We start from the raw sequence: 24,212 nt of genomic DNA on the forward strand, positions 1-24,212 counted from the left end.
CCCCGAACGGCCGTCAGGCGCGGGCCGGATCCGGACGTCCCGGGTCTACCGCTTGACGAGCCGGCGGGCCTTCGCCAACGCGCGGACGGCCTGGTAGGCGGCGTAGCGGCCGTGGCCGAGCAGTTCGGTGCGCAGGCCGTCCACGCCGGCCGGCGGGCGGTGGCCGGCCGGGCGCAGCCGGGCGCAGTGCGCGGCGGCGCGGCGGAAGTACTCGCGGCGGTCGCCGGGCGGGACCCTCCCGGGCTTGGAGACCACGGTGTTGAGGTGGTGCAGCATCCGGCCGTAGACGACCGGGCGCCAGCGGTCCAGGTCGGGGCGGCGGTCGAGGAAGGCGAAGACCAGGTCGTACTGGGCGAAGACGTCGAAGTGCTTGCGACTGGCGGTGGCCAGGATGTTGCCGCCCTCCTGGCGCTGGCGGTAGTGCACGCCGACCAGGTCGAGCAGGGTGATCCGGCCCGCGGCGAGCAGCGCCGGGTACGTCCAGGGGGTGTCCTCGTAGTAGCCGGCCGGGAAGACCAGCTGCTGCTCGGTGACGAAGTCGCGGCGGTAGGCCTTGTTCCAGACGACCTGGAGCAGGTCGAGCAGGTCGGGGCGGGCGGCGAGGTCGAAGACGTCCGGGGACGCGGCGCCGAAGACGTGCGCGGAGGCGGCCCGGGTGATCCGGCCGTCGGCGTAGGTGCGGGCGTAGTCGTAGACCAGGACGTCCGGGTCGTCGGTGGCGGCGAGCCGCTCGTCGACGGCCTTGAGCAGGCCGGGGGTGAGGGTGTCGTCGCTGTCGAGGAAGACCACGTAGTCCCCGGCGGCGACCTCCAGGCCGGCGTTGCGGGCCCGGCCGAGGCCGACGTTCTCCGGCAGGTGCAGCACCCTGACCCGGGGGTCGGCGGCGGCGGCCTCGTCCAGCATCGCGCCGCAGCCGTCCGGGGAGCGGTCGTCCACCGCGATCAGTTCGAGATCGGGCCCGTCCTGGCCGAGGACCGAGTCGAGGCACTCGGCGAGGTAGTCCTGGACCTTGTACACGGGGACGATGACGCTGAAGCGGGGCACGGGCCCAGCGTAGTGGCCCCCGGGGAGGCCTCGGCCCCGGAGGTAGGATCGGGACGCACGTACGCACCGTTCGAAGTGCGGTCAGGCCCCCTACGGGCTGCCTCGCTCCTTCCCCAGAAAGGCCTGCGTAGCCGATGGCTCCCCGCCTCTCCATCGTCGTTCCGATCTACAACGTCGAGCGTTATCTCGTCGAGTGCCTCGACTCGATCGCCGCCCAGACCTTCACGGACTTCGAGTGCGTCATGGTCGACGACGGGTCGAAGGACGACAGCGCGGCGCTCGCCGAGGCGTACGCGGCCAAGGACTCGCGCTTCCGGCTGGTCCGCCAGGTGAACAAGGGCCTCGGCGCGGCCCGCAACACCGGCATCCGGCACATCGACCCGGACGCCGAGTTCCTGTGCTTCGTGGACAGCGACGACTCGATGCCGCCGAGCGCGTACGAGCTGATGATCAACACGCTGGAGGAGACCGGCTCGGACTTCTGCACCGGCAACGTGCTGCGCTTCCGGGCCGTGGGCTACTACCAGTCCGGCGGCCACGTGAAGCCGTTCAAGGAGACCAGGCTCAAGACCCACATCACCGAGGTCCCGGCGCTGGTCACCGACCGCACCGCGTGGAACAAGGTGTACCGCCGCTCCTTCTTCGACGCGGCCGACCTGCTCTACCCCGAGGGCATCCTGTACGAGGACGCGCCGGTCAGCGTCCCGCACCACTACCTGGCCAAGAGCGTGGACGTGCTCTCCGAGCCGATCTACCACTGGCGCGAGCGCGAGGTCGGCGAGATGTCGATCACGCAGATGCGCACCAACCCGAAGGGCCTGATCGACCGCGTCGCCTCGGTCGAGCTGGTCCGCGCCTGGCTGAGGAAGCAGACCGAGCCGCGCTTCGCCCAGTACCTGCAGTCCTACGACGAGAACACCCTCGTCGAGGAGATCCCGATGTTCTTCTGGTCCGTCGTGGACGGCGACAAGGAGTACCGGGACGCCTACGTCCAGAACGTCAGCCGGCTGCTCCGGGCGATCGGCCCCGAGCAGGTCCGCAAGCTGCGCGCGCCGCTGCGGCTGAAGTACCACCTGACCCTGGCGGGCCGGGTGGACGAGCTGGTCGAGCAGATCAAGTACGAGGGCGAGAGCGGCGGCGGCGTCCAGGCCCGCGGTCTGCTGCGCCCGTACGCCGACTACCCGTTCCTGCGCGGCGGGCGCAAGAGCGTGCCGTCCGGCGTGCTCAAGCTGGACAACTCGCTGGTCATGCGCAGCCGGCTGTACGAGAGCTCCTGGGTCGGCGGGAAGCTGCAGCTGAGCGGGCACGCGTACCCGGAGCAGCTGGGCGCGGCCAACAAGCACGACATGGTCCGCACCCTGGTGGTGCGCGAGACCAAGGGCCGCCGGGTGATCGCGGTGCCGATGAAGACCACGTACAGCCCCGAGGCCACCGCGAGCTGCAGCCACGACCTGTACAGCTGCGACTGGTCCGGCTTCACCGTCTCCCTCGACCCGAAGAAGCTCAAGCACCGCGGCCAGTGGAAGGACGGCCACTGGCGCCTCCTGGTGGCCGGCGCGGGCAAGGGCGGGGTGTACAAGGGCCGGATCTCGGCCGGCTGGAGCGACACCGCGCAGTACGTCCCGTCGCACTGGGTCGAGCCGGACGTACGGATCGCGCCGTGGGTGCGGGACAACTTCGTCTTCCTGCGGGTGGAGACGGTCAAGGCGCGGGTGACCGGCCTGGCCGCGCACGCCGGCCGGGTGGAGGTCTCGGGTGCGGCCCGCTCCGGCCCGAGCTTCGCCGGGGCGCTGCTGCGGCTCACCCACGTCGAGTCGGACCGCACCGTGGACGTCCCGTTGGAGCTGGGCGCGCCGGCCGGCTCGCTGCAGCCCTTCACCGCCTCCTTCGCGACCGCCGAGCTGACCGCCGTGCGCGAGGCCTGGGCCGAGCTGGACCCGATCGCCGACGAGCGCGCCCGCGACCGCTGGGACACCGCGCTGCTGCTGGCCGACGGCAGTGTCGTCCCGCTGGCGTGGGACGAGCGCAACGCGCCCGAGCAGCTGCACCTGCCGCTGAACCCGCAGGCCCCGGCCGGTCTGCGCCGGTCGCTCTACTCCAAGCCCTCCCCGGCCGGCCACCTGCAGTTCTCCGACCAGCTGCTGCAGCCGCTGGTGGACGAGGTCTCCGCGCGCGGCGCCGACGGCTTCCTGCTCAGCGGCTCGTTCCCGCTGGCCGGCGCGCACCGCTGGGAGCTGGTGGTCCGTCACCACTGGCGCGAGGAGGAGCACGTCTACCCGGTGGAGATCTCGGAGGGCCGGTTCCGCACCGCGCTGCCCGCCGTGCCGACCGCCTCCTTCGCGGGCCGGGTGCCGTTCGCCAAGGGCACCTGGGACGTCTACTTCCGCCAGGTCGGCGCGCCGGTCGAGAAGCTGTCCGACGCCTCCGCGCAGGTCACCCCGGTCTGCTTCGACGCCCTGCCGCTGGAGGTGGAGTCCCGCGGCAAGCGGATCGTGCTGGAGCGCCGCTACCACGACGGCCTGTCGCTGGAGTCGCACGCGGCGCTGCTGCCCGAGGAGCGGTCCGGCTACCGCCAGCGCCAGCTGCGCAGCGTCGACTACCCGGCCGCGCGTCGGCTGCCGGTGCGCGACACGGTGCTGTACAACGCCGGCAACGGCAGCATGTACGCCGACTCGCCGCGGGCCGTCCACGAGGAGCTGGTCCGCCGCGGCCTGGCGCTGGAGCACCTGTGGGGCAGCGACGACATGCAGGTCGAGCTGCCGCAGAGCGCGACGGCGGTCCGGCTCTGGAGCCCGGAGTGGTTCGAGGCGCTGGCCACCGCCAAGTACATCGTCACCAGCACCCACCTGCCCGACTTCTTCGTCCGCCGCCCCGGCCAGGTGGTCCTGCAGACCTGGCAGGGCACGCCGCTGAAGCAGGTCGGCTTCGACTTCGAGAAGGTCTGGTTCACCGACTCCAACTACCTCAAGGGCCTGGCCCGGGAGGTGCCGAACTGGAACCTGCTGGTGGCGGGCAACCGCTGGTCGGCCCCGGTGCTGCGGCGCGCCTTCGACTTCAAGGGCGAGATCCTGGAGAGCGGCGCCCCCCGCAACGACCTGCTGTTCGCGGCCGACCGGGAGAAGACCGCCGAGCAGGTCCGGGAGCGGCTCGGCCTGCCCGAGGGCAAGAAGGTCGTGCTCTACGCACCGACCTGGCGCGAGGACCGTCGCCGGCCGCAGGGCGGCTACCAGATCGACCTGCGGATCGACCTGGAGGCGGCCAAGGCCGCGCTCGGCGACGACCAGGTGCTGCTGGTGCGCCGGCACAACGTGATGTGCGGTCAGATCCCGGACGCCGGCAACGGCTACATCTGGGACGTCGGCAGCTACCCCGACATGGCGGAGCTGCTGCTGATCGCCGACGTGCTGGTGACCGACTATTCGGCGAGCGTGTTCGACTTCGCGTCGACCGGCAAGCCGATGTTCTTCTTCACCTACGACCTGGAGCACTACCGGGACAACCTGCGCGGATTCAGCCTGGACTTCGAGGCCGAGGCGCCCGGCCCGCTGCTGGCCACCTCCGAGGAGCTGGTCGCCGCGCTCGGCCGGCTGGACGAGGTCGCGGCCGAGTACGCGGACAAGGCCGCCGCGTTCCGCGAGGCGTACTGCGACCTGGACGACGGCCAGGCCGCCGCCCGGGTGGTCGACGCGATGCTCCGCACGGAGTAGTCACCGCGAACGGTCCTGGAGGCGCCCGACACCACCGGTGTCGGGCGCCTCCGCGTTTCCCGGAGCCCTCGGAGCCCTCGGAGCCCCGGAGAGGACGATATTCCGCACAGGTGATCCATTTCCGAACAGGCGCTCCCGGAAATGAATTCCCCAGGGAATTCGAAAAAGCGTTCAGTTGACCTTTACCGCCATTTCCGGATGGGATGTGAATTTCCATTCCGAAGGGCTCCGATCACCATGCCTGTGCTCACCCGGCTCGTTCTGCCGCACGCCGCTCCCCGGGTGACCACCGCACGCCCCGCGGACGACCGGGACGCGGTGTTCGGACTGCTGCACGCCCGCTGGCACGACCGCGGCCTGGAACTCACCGGCTTCGCCCGTCCGAAGGGCCTGGACACCCGCCGCCCCGGATCCGCCTGGACCTGGCTGACCCTGCGCCACGAGGACCCGGCCGCACCACCGCTGCACCTGCGCTCCAGACCCCGCAGGATGCCCGAGGTCACCGACGACAGCGCCCAGCCCGAGCACAACCACGACTGGTCCGGCTTCACCGCCCTGCTGGTACCCGGCCGGCTGCGCCGCGACGGCCGGTGGCTGTGCGGCGACTGGCGGATCGAGACCACCCTCTTCACCCGCCCCCGCGCCGCCCGGGTGCGCCGCCACTACGGCACCCTCGCCCCGCACTGGTGCGGCTCCGGCGAGTACCCGCCGGCCTGCTGGGTGGACCACGACGTCCGCCTCCAGCCGTACTTCGAGGACGGCCGACTGCGGCTGCGGCTGGAACGCCCCGCCGTCCGGATCACCCGGGCCGCCCGCACCGCCGTCGACCTCGACCTGGGCGGCGTCGCCGACTCCTGCCCCACCGGGACCGTCCTGCGACTGCGCCACCGGCAGAGCGCCGCGGTGATCGAGCAGCCGCTCACCCGCGGCGGCAACACCTTCACCGTCCGGCTGCCCTACCGCCCGTTCACCGCCGAGGGACGCGGCCGCGGCGACCTGGAGCACTGGGACGCCGAACTGCTGCGGCCGGACGGCGGCACCGAGCAGCTGTGCCTCGACGAACGCTGCGGCCCGGTGGCCGGCCAGCACCCGCTGCCCGACGCCCGCGACCGCGTGCTCTACCTCAAGCACCTAGCCGACGGCCGCCTCCAGGTCTGCGTCCAGCCCGCGGTCGGCCTGGTCGACCGGATCGCGGTGCGGGCCGACGGCTTCGAGCTCTCCGGCCACTGCCCGGCGCCGGCCGCCGACCGACTGGAGCTGGTGCTGCGGCACTCCGGCACCGCGAGCGAGGCCCGCACCCCGGTCGCGACCGGCCCGGACGGCCGCTTCCTGGCCCGGGTGCCCACCACCCGCACCGGCGCGGACGGCACCGGGCTGCCCCTGCGCAAGGGCATCTGGGAGGCCTCGCTGGAGCCGCCGGGCGGCACCGGCCCGGGCCGGCCGCTGATCGCCGCCCCCGCCGCACTGCCCGCCGTCCCCGCCGCCGCCACGGCCGGCGGCAAGCGGATCCTGCTGCAGCGCCGCTGGCACGACACCCTGCTGGTGGACTCCACCCCGGTGCTCGGCGCCGCCGAGCGCAGCGCCTGGACGCAGCGCCGGCAGCGCGCCGAACGCTACCCGGCCGCCCGCCGCGCACCGCTGCGCGAGGCGGTGCTGTACGACGTGTTCGGCGGCCGCGGCTACGCCGACTCCCCGCGTGCGGTGCACGCCGAACTCGTGCGCCGCAGCGTGCCGTTGGCGCACCTGTGGGCCGTGGACGACGCGCAGGCCGCGGTGCCGGCCGGGGTCACCCCGGTGCGGGTCTGGAGCCCGGAGTGGTACCGGGCGCTGGCCACCTGCCGGTACCTGGTCGGCAACACGCACTTCCCGGACTTCCTGGAACGCCGCCCCGGCCAGGTCGTCGTGCAGACCTGGCACGGCTCGCTGCTGAAACGGATCGCCCACGACGTCGAGAACCCCTGGCTGGCCGACCACGGCTACCTGGCGGCGCTCGACCGGGAGACCCCGCAGTGGAGCCTGCTGCTCTCCCCCAGCCCGTTCGCCACCCCGATCCTGCGCCGCGCCTTTCGCTACGGCGGCGAGGTGCTGGAGTCCGGCTACCCGCGCAACGACGTGCTCGCCCGCCCGGACGCGCGGACCGCGGCGGCCGTCCGCCGCCGGCTCGGCGTCCCCGACGGCAAGCGGATCGTGCTGTACGCGCCGACCTGGCGCGAGGACCAGCGGCGCGGCGACGGCGACGGCTTCCGGCTCGACCTGCGGCTGGACCTCGACCACGCCCGGCGGCTGCTCGGCCGGGACCACGTGCTGCTGGTCCGCCCGCACGCGCACGTGCGCGAGCCCCTGCCGGGCGCGGGCGACGGCTTCCGGTACGACTGCGGGGACTACCCCGACCCGCAGGAACTGCTGCTCGTCGCGGACGTGCTGGTGACCGACTACTCGTCGATCATGTTCGACTTCGCGATCACCGGCCGCCCGATGTACTTCTTCACCTACGACCTGGAGCACTACCGCGACACCCTGCGCGGCTTCTACTTCGACTTCGAGCCGAACGCCCCGGGCCCGCTGGTGCCGACCTCCGCCGAACTGCTCGGCGCGCTGCGCGAACTCGCCGACAACGGAGGCGGGTTACCCCCCGGCTACGCCGAGCGCTACCGGCGCTTCCAGGCCGAGCACTGCGCACTGGACGACGGCGGTGCGGCCCGCCGGGTGGTCGACCGGATGCTCGGAGCGCAGCGTGCCGCGGGCCCGTCCCGGGCGGCGCCGGGAGGGCGCCGGAGCCGCCGTCAGGAGAAGGAGTAGCTCCGCCAGGGCCGCCAGACCTCGTCCGCGTCGAACCGGGAGAGGCCGAAGCCCGGCACCTCGAAGGACGCCCGGAAACCGCGCGCCTGCTCGTACGCCTGGTCCAGCACGTCGTCCGGCAGGCCGTGGGCGACCGTCACGTGCGGGTGGTACGGGAAGGCCAGCTCGCGGGCCAGCGGGCCGGAGCGGACGTCCGCCTCCAACAGCCGGCACTCCTGCGCGCCCTCCTCGACCCGGATGTACACCACCGGGGAGACCGGGCGGAAGGTGCCGCTGCCGCGCAGCAGCATCCGGAACGGCCGGTGTGCGGCCGCGACCGCCGCCAGGTGCTCCTCGATCTTCGGCAGCGCGTCGACCGGCACCTCGGTCGGCGGCAGCAGCGTGACGTGCGTCGGTATCGACCGGGCCAGCGGATCACCGTGCCCGGCCCGGGCGTCCTGGATCGCCGCGCCGTGCGGGTCCGGGACGCTCACGGACACGCCGATGGTGACGACCTCCGGGAGGTCGCCACCACCGGGCAGGCGTGTGAGGGGAGTCACCGCTTGGCGGCCGGGAGGAAGCCGATCCGGTCGTACACCGTCTCCAGCGTCGCCGACGCCACCTCGCGGGCCTTCTCGGCGCCGATCGCCAGCACCCGGTCCAGCTCGGCCGGGTCGTCCAGGAAGGTGCGGGTGCGCTCCTGGAAGGGGGTGACCCACTCGGTGAACAGCTCGGCCAGCTCGGTCTTCAGGGCGCCGTACATCTTGCCCTCGAAGTGCGCGACCAGCTCGTCGACCGACCGGTCGCTGAGCGCGGAGTGGATGCGCAGCAGGTTGGAGACGCCCGGCTTCTCCTCCTCGTCGTAGGACACGACGGTACCGGTGTCGGTGACGGCGCTCTTGAACTTCTTGGCGCTGACCTTCGGGTCGTCCAGCAGGCTCACCAGGCCCTTGGGCGAGGAGGCCGACTTGCTCATCTTGACGGCCGGGTCCTGGAGGTCCTGGATCTTCGCCGTCTCCTTGAGGATGTACGGCTTCGGCACCGTGAAGGTCGGGCTGTAGCGGGTGTTGAAGCGCTCGGCGATGTCGCGGGTGATCTCCACGTGCTGGCGCTGGTCCTCGCCCACCGGGACGGCGTCCGCCTGGTAGAGCAGGATGTCCGCGATCTGGAGGATCGGGTAGGTGAACAGGCCGACCGTGGTGCTCTCGGAGCCGTAGCGGGAGGACTTGTCCTTGAACTGGGTCATCCGGGACGCCTCGCCGAAGCCGGTGAGGCAGTTCATCACCCAGGCGAGCTGCGCGTGTTCGGGCACGTGCGACTGGACGAAGAGCGTGCAGTGGTCCGGGTCCAGGCCCGCGCCGAGCAGCTGCGCGGCGGAGATCCGGGTGTTCTCGCGCAGCGTCGCCGGGTCCTGCGGCACCGTGATCGCGTGCAGGTCGACAACCATGTAGAAGGCGTCGTTGTCCTTCTGCAGGTCGACCCACTGGCGCACCGCGCCCAGGTAGTTGCCGAGGTGGAACGAGCCGGAGGTGGGCTGGATGCCGGAGAGCACCCGGGGACGGTCCTTGGCCGGACCGGTGACCGCTGCGTTGACCATGCGGGCCATTCTTCCAGTTCCACCGGTCGCTCAGGAAACGTCCGCCCCCGGAGGTTCGGCCAGTGTGACGGCACTCACCCTCACCCGGGCGATCCGCCGGCCCTCGACCTTGGCCACCGTCAGCAGCACCCCGCCGCCGCCCTCCAGCGGGACGCGCACCTGGTCGCCGTCCCGAGGCAGCCGGCCGAGCGAGGCGACCAGGCAGCCGGCCACCGTCTCGTACGGGCCCTCCGGCAGGGTGACGCCGGTCTCCTCGGCGAAGTCGCCGAGGTTGAGCAGGCCGTCCAGCTCCATGCCGCCGCCGGCCAGCCGACGGGTGGGGGCGGACTCCGGCCGGTCGTACTCGTCGCGGATCTCGCCGATCACCTCCTCGACCAGGTCCTCCAGGGTGACGATCCCGGCGGTGCCGCCGTACTCGTCCACCACGATGGCCAGGTGGTGGCCCTCGCGGCGCATCTCGCCCATCGCCTCCAGCACCCGCTTGGTGCCGGGCAGCAGCTTCACCGGGCGGGCCAGGTCGCGGGCCTTGGCGGCCTGGCCGCCGCGCGCGCCGTACAGGTCGCGGACGTGGACGAAGCCGACCACCGCGTCGGCGCTGCCCTCGACCACCGGGTAGCGCGAGTGCGGGGAGGTGTCGGCCTGGTGCCGTACGGCGGCCAGCGGGCGCTCGGCGTCCAGGAAGGTCACCTCGGTGCGCGGGACCATCACCTCGCGCAGCTGGCGTTCCCCCGCGGCGAACACGTCGGCGATCAGCGCCCGCTCGTCGCTGCCGAGTTCGGTGTTGGCGGCGACCAGGCCGCGCAGCTCCTCGGAGCTCATCGAGCCGCGCCCGGCCGTCGGGTCGCCGCCGAGCAGGCGGACCATCAGGTTGGTGGAGTGGCCGAGCAGCCAGATCGCCGGGCGCAGCACGACCGACATCACGTCCACCACCGGGGCGGCGAGCACCGCGATGGACTCGGCGCGCTGCAGGCCGATCCGCTTGGGGGTCAGCTCGCCGAGCACCAGCGACACGTAGCTGATCACCAGGGTCAGGCCGACCAGGGCGACCGCGTCGGCCACGCCCTCGGACAGGCCCGCCCGGACGAACAGCGGGGCGACCTTGCCCGCCAGGGTGTCCGCACCGAAGGCGGCGGACAGGAAGCCCATGCAGGTCACCCCGACCTGGACGGCGGCCAGGAAGCGGTTGGGGTCGGCGGCCAGGTGCGCGGCCCGGGCCGAGCGTCGGGTGCCGTGCGCCTCCAACGTCCGGATCTGGCCCTCGCGCAGCGAGATCAGCGAGATCTCGGCGACGTTGAACAGCCCGCCCAACAGGATGAAGACGAGGACGAGCGCGGCGTCCCCGAGGGTTTCGTTCACAGCGGGCCAGTGTAGGGCGGCCGGTCCGGGCCCCCGAGGCCGGACACGGCGGCGGCCCGCCGCTTCCGAGGGGGAAGTCGGCGGGCCGCCGGTGCAGCCGTGCGGGGCGGGCTCAGATGAGGCCCAGCTCCTGGACCGCGTCGCGCTCCTCGGTCAGCTCCTGGACCGAGGCGTCGATGCGGGCGCGCGAGAAGTCGGAGATCTCCAGGCCCTGGACGATCTCGAACTTGCCGTCCTTGGTGGTGACCGGGAAGGAGGAGATCAGGCCGGCCGGGACACCGTAGGAGCCGTCGGAGACGACACCCATGGAGGTCCAGTCGCCCTCGGCGGTGCCGTTGACCCAGGTGTGCACGTGGTCGATGGCGGCGTTGGCGGCCGAGGCGGCCGAGGAGGCGCCGCGGGCGTCGATGATGGCGGCGCCGCGCTTGGCGACGGTCGGGATGAAGTCGTTCTCCAGCCAGGCCAGGTCGCTGCCGACGGCCTCGAAGGCCGGCTTGCCGGCGATCTCGGCCTGGAAGACGTCCGGGTACTGGGTCGCGGAGTGGTTGCCCCAGATGGTGACGCGCTTGATGTCGGAGACCACGGCGCCGGTCTTGGCGGACAGCTGGCCGACGGCGCGGTTGTGGTCCAGACGGGTCATCGCGGTGAAGCGCTCGGCCGGGACGTCCGGGGCGTTGCGCTGGGCGATCAGGGCGTTGGTGTTGGCCGGGTTGCCGACGACCAGGACCTTGATGTCGTCCGCGGCGTGGTCGTTGATGGCCTTGCCCTGCGGGCCGAAGATGCCGCCGTTGGCCTGCAGCAGGTCGCCGCGCTCCATGCCGGCGGTGCGCGGACGGGCGCCGACCAGCAGCGCGACGTTGGCGCCGTCGAAGGCCTCGTTCGGGTTGTCGGTGATCTTGATGTCGCGCAGCAGCGGGAAGGCGCAGTCGACGAGCTCCATGGCGGTGCCCTCGGCGGCCTTGAGGCCCTGCGGGATCTCCAGGAGGCGCAGGTTCACCGGCACGTCGGCACCGAGCAGGTGGCCCGAGGCGATGCGGAAGAGCAGCGCGTAGCCGATCTGGCCGGCGGCTCCGGTGATGGTGACGTTGACGGGGGTGCGGGTCATTTCTACCTTCTCCAGCAAATCGCCAGGTGCCCCAGGCACACCGGCGCACTGGAGCCGAGGATGATCTCTCGACATCGAGAGACCGGCGTCAGGTTATCGCAAAGGGAAGCGTACGCCGCGTGTGCGGGCGTGGCTGATGCGTCACAGACGCACCGCGGCCCCCACCCCGCCCTCCGGGAGTGCGAGGGGTGGGGGCGGGGGCCGCGGACGACCGGGCCGGTCGGTGCTGCCGGTCAGTGCTCGGGACGGTCAGTGCTTGGGCCGGCCCATCAGCTGGCCGATGTTGTCGAGCAGCGGCATCTGCACCCACGGGTTCGGCTGCGCGACCAGGGTCAGCAGCACGATCGAGGCGCCCAGGAAGGTCAGCACGATCACGTCGGTGAAGCGGCTGCGCACCGCCAGCATCCCGACCTCGGGCAGCACCAGGCGCAGCACCGCGCCGAGCAGCACGCCGCCGCCGAGGATCAGCAGCCCGTACTTGAAGCCGTCCTTGAAGTCGGCGAACCAGGTGACCGCGAGGCCCGCGCCGACCACCAGCAGGACCAGCGTTATCGGCCACTGCCGGACCGGCAGGGCGTGCTCGCGCCCGAGGGCCGCGGCCGAGCCCTCGGGCGGCAGGGTGCCGGTGGTCTTCACCGGCCTGCGCCGGGACCGCGCCGGTCGCGGTTCAGTCATGTTCGCCGTCCCTGGGGTGTCAGATGCCGGCGCGGCGCTCGGCCGCCTCGACGATGTTGTTGAGCAGCATCGCGCGGGTCATCGGGCCCACGCCGCCGGGGTTCGGGGAGATCCAGCCGGCCACCTCGGCCACGCCCGGGTGGACGTCGCCGACGATCTTGCCCTCGCTGCGGCTGACGCCCACGTCCAGCACCGCGGCGCCCGGCTTGACGTCCTCCGGCTTGACCAGGTGCGGCACACCGGCGGCGGCCACGATGATGTCGGCCTTGCGCAGGTGGGCGCTCAGGTCCCGGGTGCCGGTGTGGCACAGGGTCACCGTGGCGTTCTCGGAGCGGCGGGTCAGCAGCAGGCCGATCGAGCGGCCGACCGTGATGCCGCGGCCGACCACGACCACCTCGGCGCCGTTGATCTCGACGTCGTGGCGGCGCAGCAGCTCGACGATGCCCAGCGGGGTGCAGGGCAGCGGGCCGTCGATGCCCAGGGCGAGCCGGCCGAGCGAGGTCGGGTGCAGACCGTCGGCGTCCTTGTCCGGGTCCATCAGCTCCAGGACCGGGTTCTGGTCCAGGCCCTTGGGCAGCGGCAGCTGGACGATGTAGCCGGTGCAGGACGGGTCGGCGTTGAGCTCGCGGACGACGTTCTCGACGTCCTCCTGGGTGGCGGTGGCGGGCAGCTCGCGCTGGATCGAGGCGATGCCGACCTCGGCGCAGTCCTTGTGCTTCCCGTTCACGTACCAGCGGCTGCCCGGGTCGTCGCCGACCAGGACGGTGCCGAGGCCGGGCGTGACGCCCTTCGCCTTGAGGGCCGCCACGCGGGCGGCGAGTTCGGACTTGATCGCGGCGGCGGTGGCCTTGCCATCGAGAATCTGGGCAGTCATGACCCCATTCTCCCGGATCGCGGCAGGGTGCCGTACCACGGGCGGCCGGGTCCCGCCGCGGCGCCCGGTCGGGCGGCCGCACGGGCGGCCGGACGGGTACGGAACGTCCGTACCGCATTGCGGTTGCGCCACAGTCTTGACCCGGTGCCTGAACCGGCTGGACAGGGCGCCGCCGTCCGGATGACGATATTGCCCGCATACCCTGCCGCAACCAGGCCCGGTGACGGGCCGACGGATACCGCGGCGGGGCGTATCCGGGGGAAAGAGCCAGTGATCCGACCACAGCAGTCCGAGCAGCCCGACCGCCGCAGCGCCGCCTCCGCCGCGCTGCGCCCGTCCCGGTCCGCGCTCGCCCGTTCATCACGCTGCTGAGCCGGTCGCGCCGCCCGCCACCGCCGCCGGGCTGTCACCGCGCCCCGGTACTGTCCCGTGCTGTCGACGACCCGACTCGCGACCGCATCCGGGGCCTCCGCCGTCCCGTCCCCGCGTCCCCGTAACTGCCCGGAGGCATCCATGAGTTACCCGCCCGACCCGAACAACCCGTACGGCCAGCCGCCGGCCGCCCCGGGCTACGGCTACCCGCAGCAGGCGCCGCCCGCCGCGTACGGCTACCCGCAGCAGGCCCCGGCCTACGGCTACGCGCCGGTGGCGCCGCCGAGGTCCATGCCGGGCCTGGTGATGACCGCCCGCGTCCTGCTGTTCGTCGTCGGCGGCGTGCAGGTCCTCCTCACGGGCCTCCTGCTGATCGTGGCCGCGAGCGCCAAGACGGTCGCCAACCAGCACAGCACCAGCAGCGACACCGCGATCTTCGGCAACGCGGCCGCGGGCGTCCTGCTGGTCCTCGGGATCCTGTACCTGCTCGCCTCGGTGCTCTCGATCACCCTCGGGGTGAAGTTCGGCAAGGGCGGCCCGGCCACCCGGATCACCACCATCGTGTACGGCTCGGTCGCCCTGCTGCTCGGCGCGCTCGTGACGATCAGCGCGATCACCGGGAGCTCCAAGGCCCAGGCCGCGGGCAGCGGCTTCGGCGTGGTGGTCGGCGTGCTGTGGATCGGTATCTGCGTCCTGTGGATCGTCGCCATGAGCACCCGCGAGGGCGTCGACTGGTTCAACCGGCCGAAGTACTGACCGGCCCGTACGAACCCGGCCCCGTGCGGCACCGGCTCCGCGGGGCACCGGCCTCGTACGACACGGCCCGTGCGACACCGACAGAGCGGCCCGGCTCCCCGAGGGGGAAGCCGGGCCGCTCTGTCATGCCGTCACGTCATCAGTGGAAGAAGTGCCGCGCACCGGTGAAGTACATGGTCACGCCGGCCTCGGCGGCCGCCGCGACGACCTCCTCGTCGCGGATCGAACCGCCGGGCTGGACGATGGCCTTGACCCCGGCCGCGATCAGGATCGCCGGGCCGTCCGCGAACGGGAAGAAGGCGTCCGAGGCCGCGTACGCGCCCTTGGCCCGCTCGCCGGCCCGCTCGACCGCGAGCTTGCAGGAGTCGACACGGTTGACCTGGCCCATGCCGACGCCGACCGAGGCGCCGTCCTTGGCCAGCAGGATCGCGTTGGACTTGACGGCCCGGCAGGCCCGCCAGGCGAAGGCCAGCTCGGCCAGCTCGGCCTCCGACAGCGCCTCGCCGGTGGCCAGCGTCCAGTTCGCCGGGTCGTCGCCCTCGGCGTGCACCCGGTCGGCGTCCTGCAGCAGCACGCCGCCGGAGATCGGGCGGACCTCCTGGCGGTTGGCCGGGGCCTCGGGGGCGAGCAGCACCCGCAGGTTCTTCTTGCGGGTCAGCACCTCCAGGGCGCCGTCCTCGTAGCCGGGGGCCACGACGACCTCGGTGAAGATCGGGGCGATCTGCTCGGCCAGCTCGACGGTGACCGGGCGGTTGACCGCGATCACGCCGCCGTACGCGGAGACCGGGTCGCACTCGTGCGCCCTGCGGTGCGCCTCGGCGACGTCGGCGCCGGTCGCGATGCCGCACGGGTTGGCGTGCTTGATGATCGCCACGGCCGGCTCGGCGTGGTCGTAGGCGGCGCGGCGGGCGGCGTCGGTGTCGACGTAGTTGTTGTACGACATCTCCTTGCCGTGCAGCTGCTGCGCGCCGGCCAGGCCGCCGGTGCCGTCGCTGTACAGCGCGGCGCCCTGGTGCGGGTTCTCGCCGTAGCGCAGCACGTTCTGCCGCTCCCAGGTCGAGCCCAGGAACTCGGGGAAACGCTCGTCGCTCGGCGCGTAGCCGGCCTCGAACCAGGAGGCGACGGCCACGTCGTAGGCGGCGGTGTGGGCGAACGCGGCACCGGCCAGGCGCTTGCGGGTGGCCAGGTCGAAGCCGCCCTCCCGGACGGCCGTCAGCACGTCCTCGTAGCGGGCCGGGTCGACCACGACGGCCACCGAGGGGTGGTTCTTGGCGGCGGCGCGGACCATGCTCGGGCCGCCGATGTCGATCTGCTCGACGCACTCGTCCGGGGTGGCGCCGGACGCGACGGTGGCCTTGAACGGGTAGAGGTTCACCACGACCAGGTCGAAGGGCTCGACGCCCAGCTCGGCCAGCTGCGCGCGGTGCGACTCCAGGCGCAGGTCGGCCAGCACACCGGCGTGCACGCGGGGGTGCAGCGTCTTCACGCGCCCGTCCAGGCACTCCGGGAAGCCGGTCAGCTCGGAGACCTCGGTCACCGGGACGCCGGCGGCGGCGATCCGGCCCGCGGTGGAACCGGTGGAGACGATGGCGACCCCGGCGGCGTGCAGGCCCTGGGCCAGCTCCTCCAGACCGGTCTTGTCGTACACGCTGATCAGCGCGCGACGGATCGGACGGACGTCCTCGGAGACGGGGGGCGTAGTGGAGCTGGCACTCATGCCGGAATCCATACCTTTCGGTCCTCGATGCGGTGACCCTCGCGGGCCAGCCGGCCCACGACGTCGACGAGCAGCTTGCGCTCGACGGTCTTGATGCGCTCGTGCAGCGCGTCGCCGCCATCGGCGTGGTCGGCGTCGACGACCTCGACGACGCCCTGCGCGATGATCGGCCCGGTGTCCACGCCGGCGTCGACCAGGTGGACGGTGCAGCCGGTGACCTTCACGCCGTACGCGAGGGCGTCGGTGACGCCGTGGGCGCCGGGGAAGGCGGGCAGCAGTGCGGGGTGGGTGTTGACGATCCGCCCGGCGAAGGCGGCGATGAACTCGGGGCCGAGGATCTTCATGAATCCGGCCGTGACCACCAGGTCCGGCTCGTACTCGGCGACGGAGGCGGTCAGCGCGCGGTCCCACGCGGCACGGTCCGGGAAGTCCTTCACCCGGTGGACGAAGGTCGGCAGGCCCGCCTTCGCGGCCCGCTCCAGGCCGGCGATCCCGTCCCGGTCCGCCCCGACGGCGAGGATCTCGGCGCCGTAGGCCGGATCCACGACAGCGTCGAGCAGCGCCTGCAGATTGGTTCCGGAGCCGGAGACCAGCACCACCAGGCGGGCGGGTCCGGACGTACGGGGCGGGAAGTGCTGGGCGGGGGCGGCGGCCACTGCGCGATTCTCCGTAGGTCGGGCGCCGTGCGCTGGTACGTCCACCGGCGGTGGGGCCACTACGAACGGCAGGTCGAGCGAGGGGGAACACCAGGAGAACCCGCCGCGACGCGGGCCCCGGGAACCGATGTGAGCTGCTGACCGTCACCACGATAACGGCTGGTCGGACAGCCCCCGAACCCTCCCGACGGCGCTACGCGCGTAGTTGAGACGGGGATCTCCTCGGGCCCGCCGCACCGGAGTTGCGCCCGGGCCGGCGGGGGCCCGACCGGGCTCGGGCACCGGCCCGCCGGTTGAGCGGCGAACGGCTGCGGGATCATTGGGGGGCGCGGGAGACCGCGCCGACCGCGAGACCGCGACCACCGCGGGACCCCGGGCCCGGCTCCGGCCGAGTTCCGACCGAGTTCCCACCGAGCTCCGACCGACAAGGATTGGCTGAACCCATGAGCAGCGGCGACGACACCGACGAGCGCAACCCCTTCGCGCCGCCGCCGGCGGACGCCCCGGACCAGCCGTGGCAGCCGCGCAGCCCCTGGACCGGCGGGGACGGCTCCGGCGGCCAGGGCGGCGAGCGCCCTCAGCTCCCACCGCCGTGGGGCTCCGGCCCGGGCGAGGGCGGGCCCGGTCGGCGGCCCCCGGCCCCGCAGCCGCCCCGGCTCGACCCCACGAACCCGGCCCACCGCCGGGCCCGCAACGCCGCGCTGGCCGGGCCGTTCGCGCTGGTCTGCCTGTTCGCGGGCTTCCACTGGATCGCCCTGCTGATCGGCGTGCTCGGCATCGTCTGGGGCGTCGGCGCCCTGCGGAGCCCGCGGTCCGCCCCGGGCGCGGCCGGTGCCCCGGCAGGTCCGGCCGCCACGGCGGGTCCGGTCGGCCCGGTCCACGGGGGCCCGGCGCCCAACCCGCTGACCCCGGCCGCGCTCGCCGGGATCCTGACCGGTGCGATGACCGTCGTGGTCGCCACCTCGGTGATCGGCCTCAACTACCACTACCGCGAATACGTCACCTGCGTCCGGGACTCGCTGACCGCGGTCGGAGCCCAGAACTGCGACCGCTACGCGCCGCAGTGGTACGTGGACTTCACCGGGAACGCCGAGTAGCCCGAGCAGCCCGCCCGCGCGACGGTCCGTCAGTCGAGCGGGTCCGTCTCCGGCTCCGAGGGCTCGCGGGCAGGCCCGGACAGGTGCAGCACGAGGGCGTACGTCCGGGCGCGCAGTCGCAGCGCGCCCCGGCGTGCCTGCCGTGCGAGCCGGGCGTACGCGCCCCCGCCGTCCGCCGGGGCGAGCACGAGGTGCCGGACGAGCAGGGCACCCGGCACGGCCACCAGCGCGAACCAGCCCGCCGCCGCCAGGCCCGTCGACGACGGCACCGGCCCCAGCCGGACCATCCGCCCGCCCGCCAGCGCCCCACCGGACAGCCAGCCCAGCAGCGCCGCCCCCATCCCCACCGCGAGGGCCGCCGCCAGCGCGGCCGTCACCGTCGCGGCGGGCGGCCAGGGCCCGCCCCGGTCATCGTTCCCTTCGCCCGCCCCGGCCGGGCCCCGCCGACCCGCCGCCGCCCGGCCGAGCAGCACCGCCGGCACCACCCCGGCCAGCAGCGGCAGCACCAGCGCCGCCCACCGCCAGCCGCCCGGGCCGTCGGCCGGCAGCAGCGCGAACAGCGGGAACTCCGGCACCGGTCCCAGCGCCGTACCGTCCGGCGACACGACCGTCCCGGCGCCCACCGCGAACCCGGGGCCCAGTGCGTACGCCGCACCCCACAACACGGCGTTCGGCAGCAGCACCAGCGCGAGCAGCAGCAACCCCGGCAGCGCGACGGGCCCGCGTCCCAGCAGCGCCATCCCGCGCCCGCCGCCGACCGCCGCGTCCAGCAATGCCGACACGGCCACCAGCACCGCGCCCCCGGCGACCAGCCCGGCCCCGGCCGCCAGCGCCGCGGCCCGCACCACGGCCGCGCCGCCGGTCGGACGGTACGGCGGCGGGAGGCGGTCCAGCGGGGAGTCGGCGAACGGGACGCCCGCGGCGTCGACCGAGCGGACCCCGGCAGCCGTCGCGAGGGCCGCCACCAGCGCCACCACCAGGACGTCCGGCAACACCCGGCTGCGGAACAGCCCGGCACCCGCACAGTGCAGCGCCACCGCGACCGCCACCGCGCAGTACCCCGCCCACAGAGCCACCGGCCCGCCCCAGCGCGAGCGCAGCCCGCGCCGGGCCGCCACCCCGGCGCCGGCCCGGTGGAGCCGGACCACGGCCAGGACGCCGAGCAGCAACGGAGTGACGGTCAGCGGAGTGTCCGCCTCGCCGCGCAGCACGGGCGCACCGTGCCCGAGCAGCCACAGCACACCCGCCAACCGGGTGGCAGCGGCCGCGCCGTCGTCCGCGTACGGCGTCACCACCCACAGCCCGAACACCGGCGCCCCGACCACCGCCAAGCCGACCAGCGCCGTCCGCACCCCCGCCAACAGGTCGGCCAGCGCGGGGCGTCCGCCCAATTCCCCCGGCGCCTGCAGGATCGGACGGCCCATCAGCTGCGTCATGCGCCACATGGTGCCAAGGCGACTCGCCATGCTCCGTGAAGCGGCAAACCGCCGCCGTGTCCCAGATTATTGGCTTATGCGCATTTTCAGACCCTGCCCCCGCATCGCCGGCGCCCCGGCCCGGAGTGTCTGATGACCACGCCGCCCACCGCGGACTCCCCCACCCCCGAGCGCCACCGCGACTCCGCCCACGCCGACCGCACCCCGGCCCGCCTGCTGCGGAAACTGACTCCCCGTGAGGCCCAGACCCTCGCCCATCTCGCCGCCGGCCACGACCTCCCCCGCACCGCCGCCGCCCTCGGCGTCACCCCCACCACCGCCCGCAGCTACCTCCTGCGCGCCATGCGGAAGCTCGGCGCCACCAGCGAGGCCGAGGCCGTCACCCTCGCGGCGGGCTCCCTGCCGTACGTCCCGCCCCCGGGCCCGGCGAACTTCGCCGGCCTCACCCCGTCCTCCCTCGGCCCCGCCTCCTCCAACGGCCGGCCGACAGCCTACGGCGGAGGCGCACGAACGGCCGCGCAGACATCGGGGCATCCCGACGGCACGGGCGCCGCGAACGGGCACCCGGTTTCCCGGAGCGGCGCCGGACGCGGCGGCAACGCCCGCGTGGCGCCGGCCGAGCAGCCGGCGGAGCCCCCGCCCCGGAGCCCCGAGGCCGCCGCTCGTACGGTCTCGGACCGGGAGGAGGCGCCTCCGGGCGACGGGCGGGGCCCCGCCACCGGCGCCCGACGCGGGCGGTCGGCGCAGCGCGCCCGACAGGAGCGCGAAGACACGGCGCACACGCCCGCGCGCGGGCGCCCGGCCGCCCGTCCCGACCGGGCCACCCCGCCGAACCGCCCCGACGCCGCTCCGGCAGCCGATGAGGGGCCGCGCACCACCGCCGTCAGCACCGCACAGTCGGCCCCCACACGGCGAGGACGGCGCGGCCGCACGGCACCGGCCACCTCGCAAGAGGCCGCACCGGCAGCGGTGGCCGCGCACGGGAGCGGAGGTGCCGCGGGCGCGGGAGAACCGCGACCCGCCGGCGTCGGCCACGCGCAGCAGGCCCGGCCGCCCCGGGAGGAGGGCGCCGACACGGCACCGACCACCCCGGCCCCGCCGACTGCCGAGGGCCACCGGCCCTCCGACACCGGGCACCCGACCGACACCCGGGAGCATGCCGGCCTGCCACCGGAGGCCCCGACCCCCGGCGCCGTACCGAACCGCGACGGCCCGGCCGGGACTCCCCGGGCCGCCACGCCTGCGACCGACCGGCGGCCCCCGTCCACCGCCGACGGGCCCGACCGGGCGGCGTCGCCGGGTACGGAAGCGCGCAGTACCGCTCCGGCAGTGACCGCCGCCGGGCCCGCGCAGCCGGGTCCGGACACGCCCCCGGCCGCCGCGGCTGCCCAGGCCGCGGCCGGGCGTGGGCAGGCGCGCCCGGCCGGCACGGGAGCGAGTGACGGCGCGGCGAGCGGAGAGCAGCCCCCCGCGGGCACGGAAGGGCACGGCGAGACGGCGCACACGGCTCCGGCCGCACCGGTCGCGGACGGGCGCGCCCGTCCGGCCGAACGGCACCGCGACCCGTCGCCCCCGGCCCCTTCCCCGGCTTCGCCGCTCCCCGCCGAGCACCCGGTGCCGACCTTCGAGGAGCTCTACGAGACCGCGCACACCCGCCTGGTGCAGCAGGTGTTCCTGCTGACCCCCTGCCGCCACCGCGCGGTGCACTGTGTGCGTCGGGCGTTCGGGGAGGCGCGGCGGAGGTGGCCGGCGGTGGCCGGATCGGGTGATCCGGAGGGGTGGGTGCGGGTGCGGGCGTGCGAGTTGGCGCTGTCACCGTGGCACCGGGGCGGGCCCCGGCGGGCGCACGCGTGGGGTCTGCCGCACCGGCGGATCAAGGTGCGGCCTGCGGACGAGTCGCAGGCGGTGCTGCCGGACCACGACCGGCTGACCGACCGGGACCGGGCACTGCTGAAGGCGCTCAAGCGCCTGTCGCGACCCCAGCGCCGGGCGCTGGTGCTGCACGACGGGCTGGGGCTGACGGCGTCGGCGATCGCTGTGGAGGTGGAGTCGACGCGGGCGGCCGCCGAGGGGCGGGTGTGGACGGCCCGGGCGGCGCTGGCGCAGTGGGTGCCGGACCTGGTGGGGCCGGATCCGGCGGCGCCGGGATTCGCGGACGGGCTGAGCCGGCTGCTGCACCGGGCGGCGGTCCGGGGTTGCCCCCAGCCGCACCGCTCGCCGATCCCGGTGCTGCGGGCCCGGCACCGGCTGTGGACGGCGAGCCGGACGGGCGCGGCGGCGCTGCTGACGGTCGCGGTGGGCGGGGCGACCCTGGCGACCCTGGCGGGGGTGCGGCCGGCGGTGCTGTTCCGGCCGACGGATCCGCCGACGCCCTCGCTGTGCCTGCCCGTCGGCGAGGCGCAGGAGCCGGGCGTGCCGCTGCTGCCGGGCGGGGTGCCGAACGGCATCAGCAGCCTGTGGTGCAGCCCGGCGCCGGGGTTGGAGGCGGTGCTGGTGGAGCCGCACACCCAGGCGGTCGCGCGCTGGGAGCTGCCGGCGGCGGCCCGGGGAGCGGACGCCCCGCCGCCCCAGGGCCCGGTGGTCTGCCGGATGTGGTCGCCGCTGCCCTGTACGACGGGACCGAAGGGTCGCTGAGGGCGCCGAAGGGTCGCCGAGAAAGGGCGAGCGCCCCCGCCCGGGGAGGGCGGGGGCGCTCGTCGCGCTTCGGCGCGGGGATCAGGCCTGGGCGGCGATGATCTCGCGGGCCAGGCGGGCGGTCTCGGACGGCGTCTTGCCGACCTTGACACCGGCGGCCTCCAGGGCCTCCTTCTTCGCCTGGGCGGTGCCCGAGGAGCCGGAGACGATGGCGCCGGCGTGGCCCATCGTCTTGCCCTCGGGGGCGGTGAAGCCCGCGACGTAGCCGACGACCGGCTTGGTCACGTTCGCCTTGATGAAGTCCGCGGCACGCTCCTCGGCGTCGCCACCGATCTCACCGATCATGACGATGATCTCGGTCTCCGGGTCCTCCTGGAAGGCCTTGAGAGCGTCGATGTGGGTGGTGCCGATGACCGGGTCGCCACCGATGCCGACGGCCGAGGTGAAGCCGATGTCACGCAGCTCGTACATGAGCTGGTAGGTCAGGGTGCCGGACTTCGAGACCAGACCGATCTTGCCCGAGGTGGTGATGTCGGCCGGGATGATGCCGGCGTTCGACTGTCCGGGGCTGATCAGGCCGGGGCAGTTCGGGCCGATGATGCGGGTCTTGTTGCCCTTGGCACCGGCGTGCGCCCAGAAGGCGGCGGTGTCGTGCACCGGAACGCCCTCGGTGATGACGACGGCCAGGCCGATCTCGGCGTCGACGGCCTCGACGACGGCGTCCTTGGTGAACTTCGGCGGCACGAAGATGACGGTGACGTCGGCACCGGTCTTCTCCATCGCCTCGGCGACGGAGCCGAAGACGGGCACCTCGGTGCCGTCGACGTCGACCGTGGTGCCGGCCTTGCGCGGGTTGACACCGCCGACGATCTGGGTGCCGGAGGCGAGCATGCGGCGGGTGTGCTTCATGCCCTCGGAGCCGGTCATGCCCTGGACGATGACCTTGCTGTCCTTGGTAAGGAAGATAGCCATGGTGTTAAGTCCCCTTCCTTACTTGTTGGCCAGCTCGGCGGCGCGGTCAGCGGCGCCGTCCATGGTGTCCACGCGCTGGACCAGCGGGTGGTTGGCGTCGTCGAGGATCTTGCGACCCAGCTCCGCGTTGTTGCCGTCCAGGCGGACGACCAGCGGCTTGGTGACGTTCTCGCCCTTGCTCGCGAGGAGCTCCAGGGCCTGCACGATGCCGTTGGCGACCGCGTCGCACGCGGTGATGCCGCCGAAGACGTTGACGAAGACCGACTTGACGTCGGGGTCGCCCAGGATGATCTCCAGGCCGTTCGCCATGACCTCGGCGGACGCGCCGCCACCGATGTCGAGGAAGTTGGCGGGCTTGACGCCGCCGTGCTTCTCACCGGCGTAGGCGACCACGTCGAGGGTGCTCATGACGAGGCCCGCGCCGTTGCCGATGATGCCGACCTGGCCGTCGAGCTTGACGTAGTTCAGGCCCTTGGCCTTGGCGGCGGCCTCCAGCGGGTTGGCCGCGGCCTTGTCCTCCAGGGCCTCGTGCTCGGGCTGGCGGAACTCGGCGTTCTCGTCCAGGGAGACCTTGCCGTCGAGCGCGATGATCTTGCCGTCGCCGGACTTGATCAGCGGGTTGACCTCGACGAGGAGGGCGTCCTCCTTGATGAAGACGGTCCACAGCTTCTGCAGGACGTCGGCGACCTGGTCGGCGATCTCGGCCGGGAACTTCGCCGCGGCGACGATCTCGGCGGCCTTCTCCGGGGTGCAGCCCTCGTTGGCGTCGACCGGGATCTTGGCGAGCGCCTCGGGGTTCTGCTCGGCGACGACCTCGATCTCCACGCCGCCCTCGACGCTGGCCATGGCCAGGAAGGTGCGGTTGGTGCGGTCCAGCAGGAACGAGACGTAGTACTCGTCCTTGATGTCCGCGGTCTGGGCCAGCATCACCTTGTGAACGGTGTGGCCCTTGATGTCCATGCCGAGGATCTGCTCGGCCTTGGCGACGGCGTCCGCCGGGTCGGCGGCGAGCTTGACGCCACCGGCCTTGCCTCGGCCACCCACCTTCACCTGAGCCTTGACGACGGCGCGGCCGCCGAAGCGCTCCGCGATGGCGGCAGCGTCTGCGGCGGTCTCGATGACATCGCCGTCAAGCACGGGCACGCCGTGCTTGGCGAAGAGGTCCCTCGCCTGGTACTCGAACAGGTCCACGTGTTTGTCCTTGTTCGTGGTCGCGGATTGTGTCTCTACGAGCGTGCCACGGCAGGATCTTCGCTGCGGGTCGTCGGGGCGGTGCGGGTACGCAGAGGTACGGCCTTGCGGCCCACACAGCCACGGGCGCTCACGTCAATCAACACGCGCGTCACGTCCGTCTGGCAGGTTATCCCCGTGGGACGGGACTGTTCCGCCCGGGGCCTGCCCGTCTTGGGTGAGAACCGTCACAGACAGCCTAGAAC

The 24,212-nt window shown here is 73.7% G+C and carries 17 protein-coding genes; 5 read left to right on the plus strand and 12 right to left on the minus strand.

Features of this window, described 5'->3' with window-relative positions; translation table 11 throughout:
- Window positions 1–45: 45 nt before the first annotated feature.
- Complete coding sequence (locus tag ABTY56_RS05085) at window positions 46–1,044, minus strand: glycosyltransferase family 2 protein (protein WP_502893028.1); 999 nt, start codon at window positions 1,042–1,044, stop codon at window positions 46–48.
- A gap of 134 nt (window positions 1,045–1,178) precedes the next feature.
- Here ABTY56_RS05085 and ABTY56_RS05090 point away from each other — a divergent pair, with 134 nt between their 5' ends.
- Window positions 1,179–4,751, plus strand: a complete 3,573-nt coding sequence (locus tag ABTY56_RS05090; protein WP_350626692.1) for a bifunctional glycosyltransferase/CDP-glycerol:glycerophosphate glycerophosphotransferase — start codon at window positions 1,179–1,181, stop codon at window positions 4,749–4,751.
- Window positions 4,752–4,988: 237 nt separating this feature from the next.
- Window positions 4,989–7,550 carry a CDP-glycerol glycerophosphotransferase family protein gene (locus ABTY56_RS05095; protein WP_350626694.1) on the plus strand — a complete coding sequence of 854 codons (2,562 nt, stop codon included), beginning with the start codon at window positions 4,989–4,991 and terminating at the stop codon, window positions 7,548–7,550.
- Here the strand turns inward: ABTY56_RS05095 and ABTY56_RS05100 are convergent.
- The 6 genes from ABTY56_RS05100 to ABTY56_RS05125 all read right to left on the minus strand — a co-directional run bounded on the left by ABTY56_RS05100 (window position 7,535) and on the right by ABTY56_RS05125 (window position 13,136).
- On the minus strand, window positions 7,535–8,023 hold the full coding sequence (locus ABTY56_RS05100) for a 2'-5' RNA ligase family protein (RefSeq protein ID WP_350626696.1): 489 nt from the start codon (window positions 8,021–8,023) through the stop codon (window positions 7,535–7,537). The two genes, ABTY56_RS05095 and ABTY56_RS05100, sit on opposite strands and share 16 nt — an antisense overlap.
- 62 nt (window positions 8,024–8,085) lie before the next feature.
- Window positions 8,086–9,126 (minus strand): tryptophan--tRNA ligase, encoded by a 1,041-nt coding sequence (gene trpS / locus ABTY56_RS05105; RefSeq protein ID WP_350626698.1) that lies wholly within the window; start codon window positions 9,124–9,126, stop codon window positions 8,086–8,088.
- 30 nt (window positions 9,127–9,156) lie between these two features.
- Complete coding sequence (locus ABTY56_RS05110; protein ID WP_350626700.1) at window positions 9,157–10,482, minus strand: hemolysin family protein; 1,326 nt, start codon at window positions 10,480–10,482, stop codon at window positions 9,157–9,159.
- A gap of 112 nt (window positions 10,483–10,594) precedes the next feature.
- Window positions 10,595–11,587 (minus strand): malate dehydrogenase, encoded by a 993-nt coding sequence (locus ABTY56_RS05115; RefSeq protein WP_350626702.1) that lies wholly within the window; start codon window positions 11,585–11,587, stop codon window positions 10,595–10,597.
- 249 nt (window positions 11,588–11,836) lie between these two features.
- The gene (locus ABTY56_RS05120; protein ID WP_350626704.1) at window positions 11,837–12,262 is read right to left on the minus strand and encodes a DUF3017 domain-containing protein; all 426 of its coding nucleotides are present in this window, start codon (window positions 12,260–12,262) and stop codon (window positions 11,837–11,839) included.
- A 19-nt stretch (window positions 12,263–12,281) separates the two neighbouring features.
- A complete protein-coding gene (locus ABTY56_RS05125; protein WP_350626706.1) occupies window positions 12,282–13,136 on the minus strand; it encodes a bifunctional methylenetetrahydrofolate dehydrogenase/methenyltetrahydrofolate cyclohydrolase in 855 nt (284 codons plus the stop codon).
- A 513-nt stretch (window positions 13,137–13,649) separates the two neighbouring features.
- On the opposite strand from ABTY56_RS05125, the gene ABTY56_RS05130 reads away from it, so the two are divergent.
- Window positions 13,650–14,264 carry a hypothetical protein gene (locus ABTY56_RS05130; RefSeq protein WP_350626708.1) on the plus strand — a complete coding sequence of 205 codons (615 nt, stop codon included), beginning with the start codon at window positions 13,650–13,652 and terminating at the stop codon, window positions 14,262–14,264.
- 139 nt (window positions 14,265–14,403) lie between these two features.
- On the opposite strand, the gene purH is transcribed toward ABTY56_RS05130, so the two are convergent.
- Together purH and purN are read right to left on the minus strand one after the other, a co-directional pair.
- Window positions 14,404–15,981 (minus strand): bifunctional phosphoribosylaminoimidazolecarboxamide formyltransferase/IMP cyclohydrolase, encoded by a 1,578-nt coding sequence (gene purH / locus ABTY56_RS05135; RefSeq protein WP_350626710.1) that lies wholly within the window; start codon window positions 15,979–15,981, stop codon window positions 14,404–14,406.
- Window positions 15,978–16,637, minus strand: a complete 660-nt coding sequence (purN, locus tag ABTY56_RS05140) for a phosphoribosylglycinamide formyltransferase (protein WP_350626712.1) — start codon at window positions 16,635–16,637, stop codon at window positions 15,978–15,980. The genes purH and purN overlap by 4 nt, the downstream gene beginning before the upstream one ends.
- 443 nt (window positions 16,638–17,080) lie before the next feature.
- Here purN and ABTY56_RS05145 point away from each other — a divergent pair, with 443 nt between their 5' ends.
- Window positions 17,081–17,734 (plus strand): hypothetical protein, encoded by a 654-nt coding sequence (locus ABTY56_RS05145; protein ID WP_350626714.1) that lies wholly within the window; start codon window positions 17,081–17,083, stop codon window positions 17,732–17,734.
- A 29-nt stretch (window positions 17,735–17,763) separates the two neighbouring features.
- Here the strand turns inward: ABTY56_RS05145 and ABTY56_RS05150 are convergent, their stop codons facing one another.
- Window positions 17,764–19,170, minus strand: a complete 1,407-nt coding sequence (locus tag ABTY56_RS05150) for a cell division protein PerM (protein WP_350626716.1) — start codon at window positions 19,168–19,170, stop codon at window positions 17,764–17,766.
- A gap of 132 nt (window positions 19,171–19,302) precedes the next feature.
- On the opposite strand from ABTY56_RS05150, the gene ABTY56_RS05155 reads away from it, so the two are divergent.
- The gene (locus ABTY56_RS05155) at window positions 19,303–21,804 is read left to right on the plus strand and encodes a LuxR C-terminal-related transcriptional regulator (RefSeq protein ID WP_350626718.1); all 2,502 of its coding nucleotides are present in this window, start codon (window positions 19,303–19,305) and stop codon (window positions 21,802–21,804) included.
- A gap of 81 nt (window positions 21,805–21,885) precedes the next feature.
- Here the strand turns inward: ABTY56_RS05155 and sucD are convergent, their stop codons facing one another.
- Window positions 21,886–22,776, minus strand: a complete 891-nt coding sequence (gene sucD / locus ABTY56_RS05160) for a succinate--CoA ligase subunit alpha (RefSeq protein ID WP_350626720.1) — start codon at window positions 22,774–22,776, stop codon at window positions 21,886–21,888.
- A gap of 18 nt (window positions 22,777–22,794) precedes the next feature.
- The gene (gene sucC, locus ABTY56_RS05165) at window positions 22,795–23,967 is read right to left on the minus strand and encodes an ADP-forming succinate--CoA ligase subunit beta (protein ID WP_350626722.1); all 1,173 of its coding nucleotides are present in this window, start codon (window positions 23,965–23,967) and stop codon (window positions 22,795–22,797) included.
- Between the last annotated feature and the right edge of the window lie 245 nt (window positions 23,968–24,212).

Origin of the sequence: Kitasatospora sp. NPDC097691 (assembly GCF_040302665.1) — a bacterium.
Lineage (GTDB): Bacteria > Actinomycetota > Actinomycetes > Streptomycetales > Streptomycetaceae > Kitasatospora.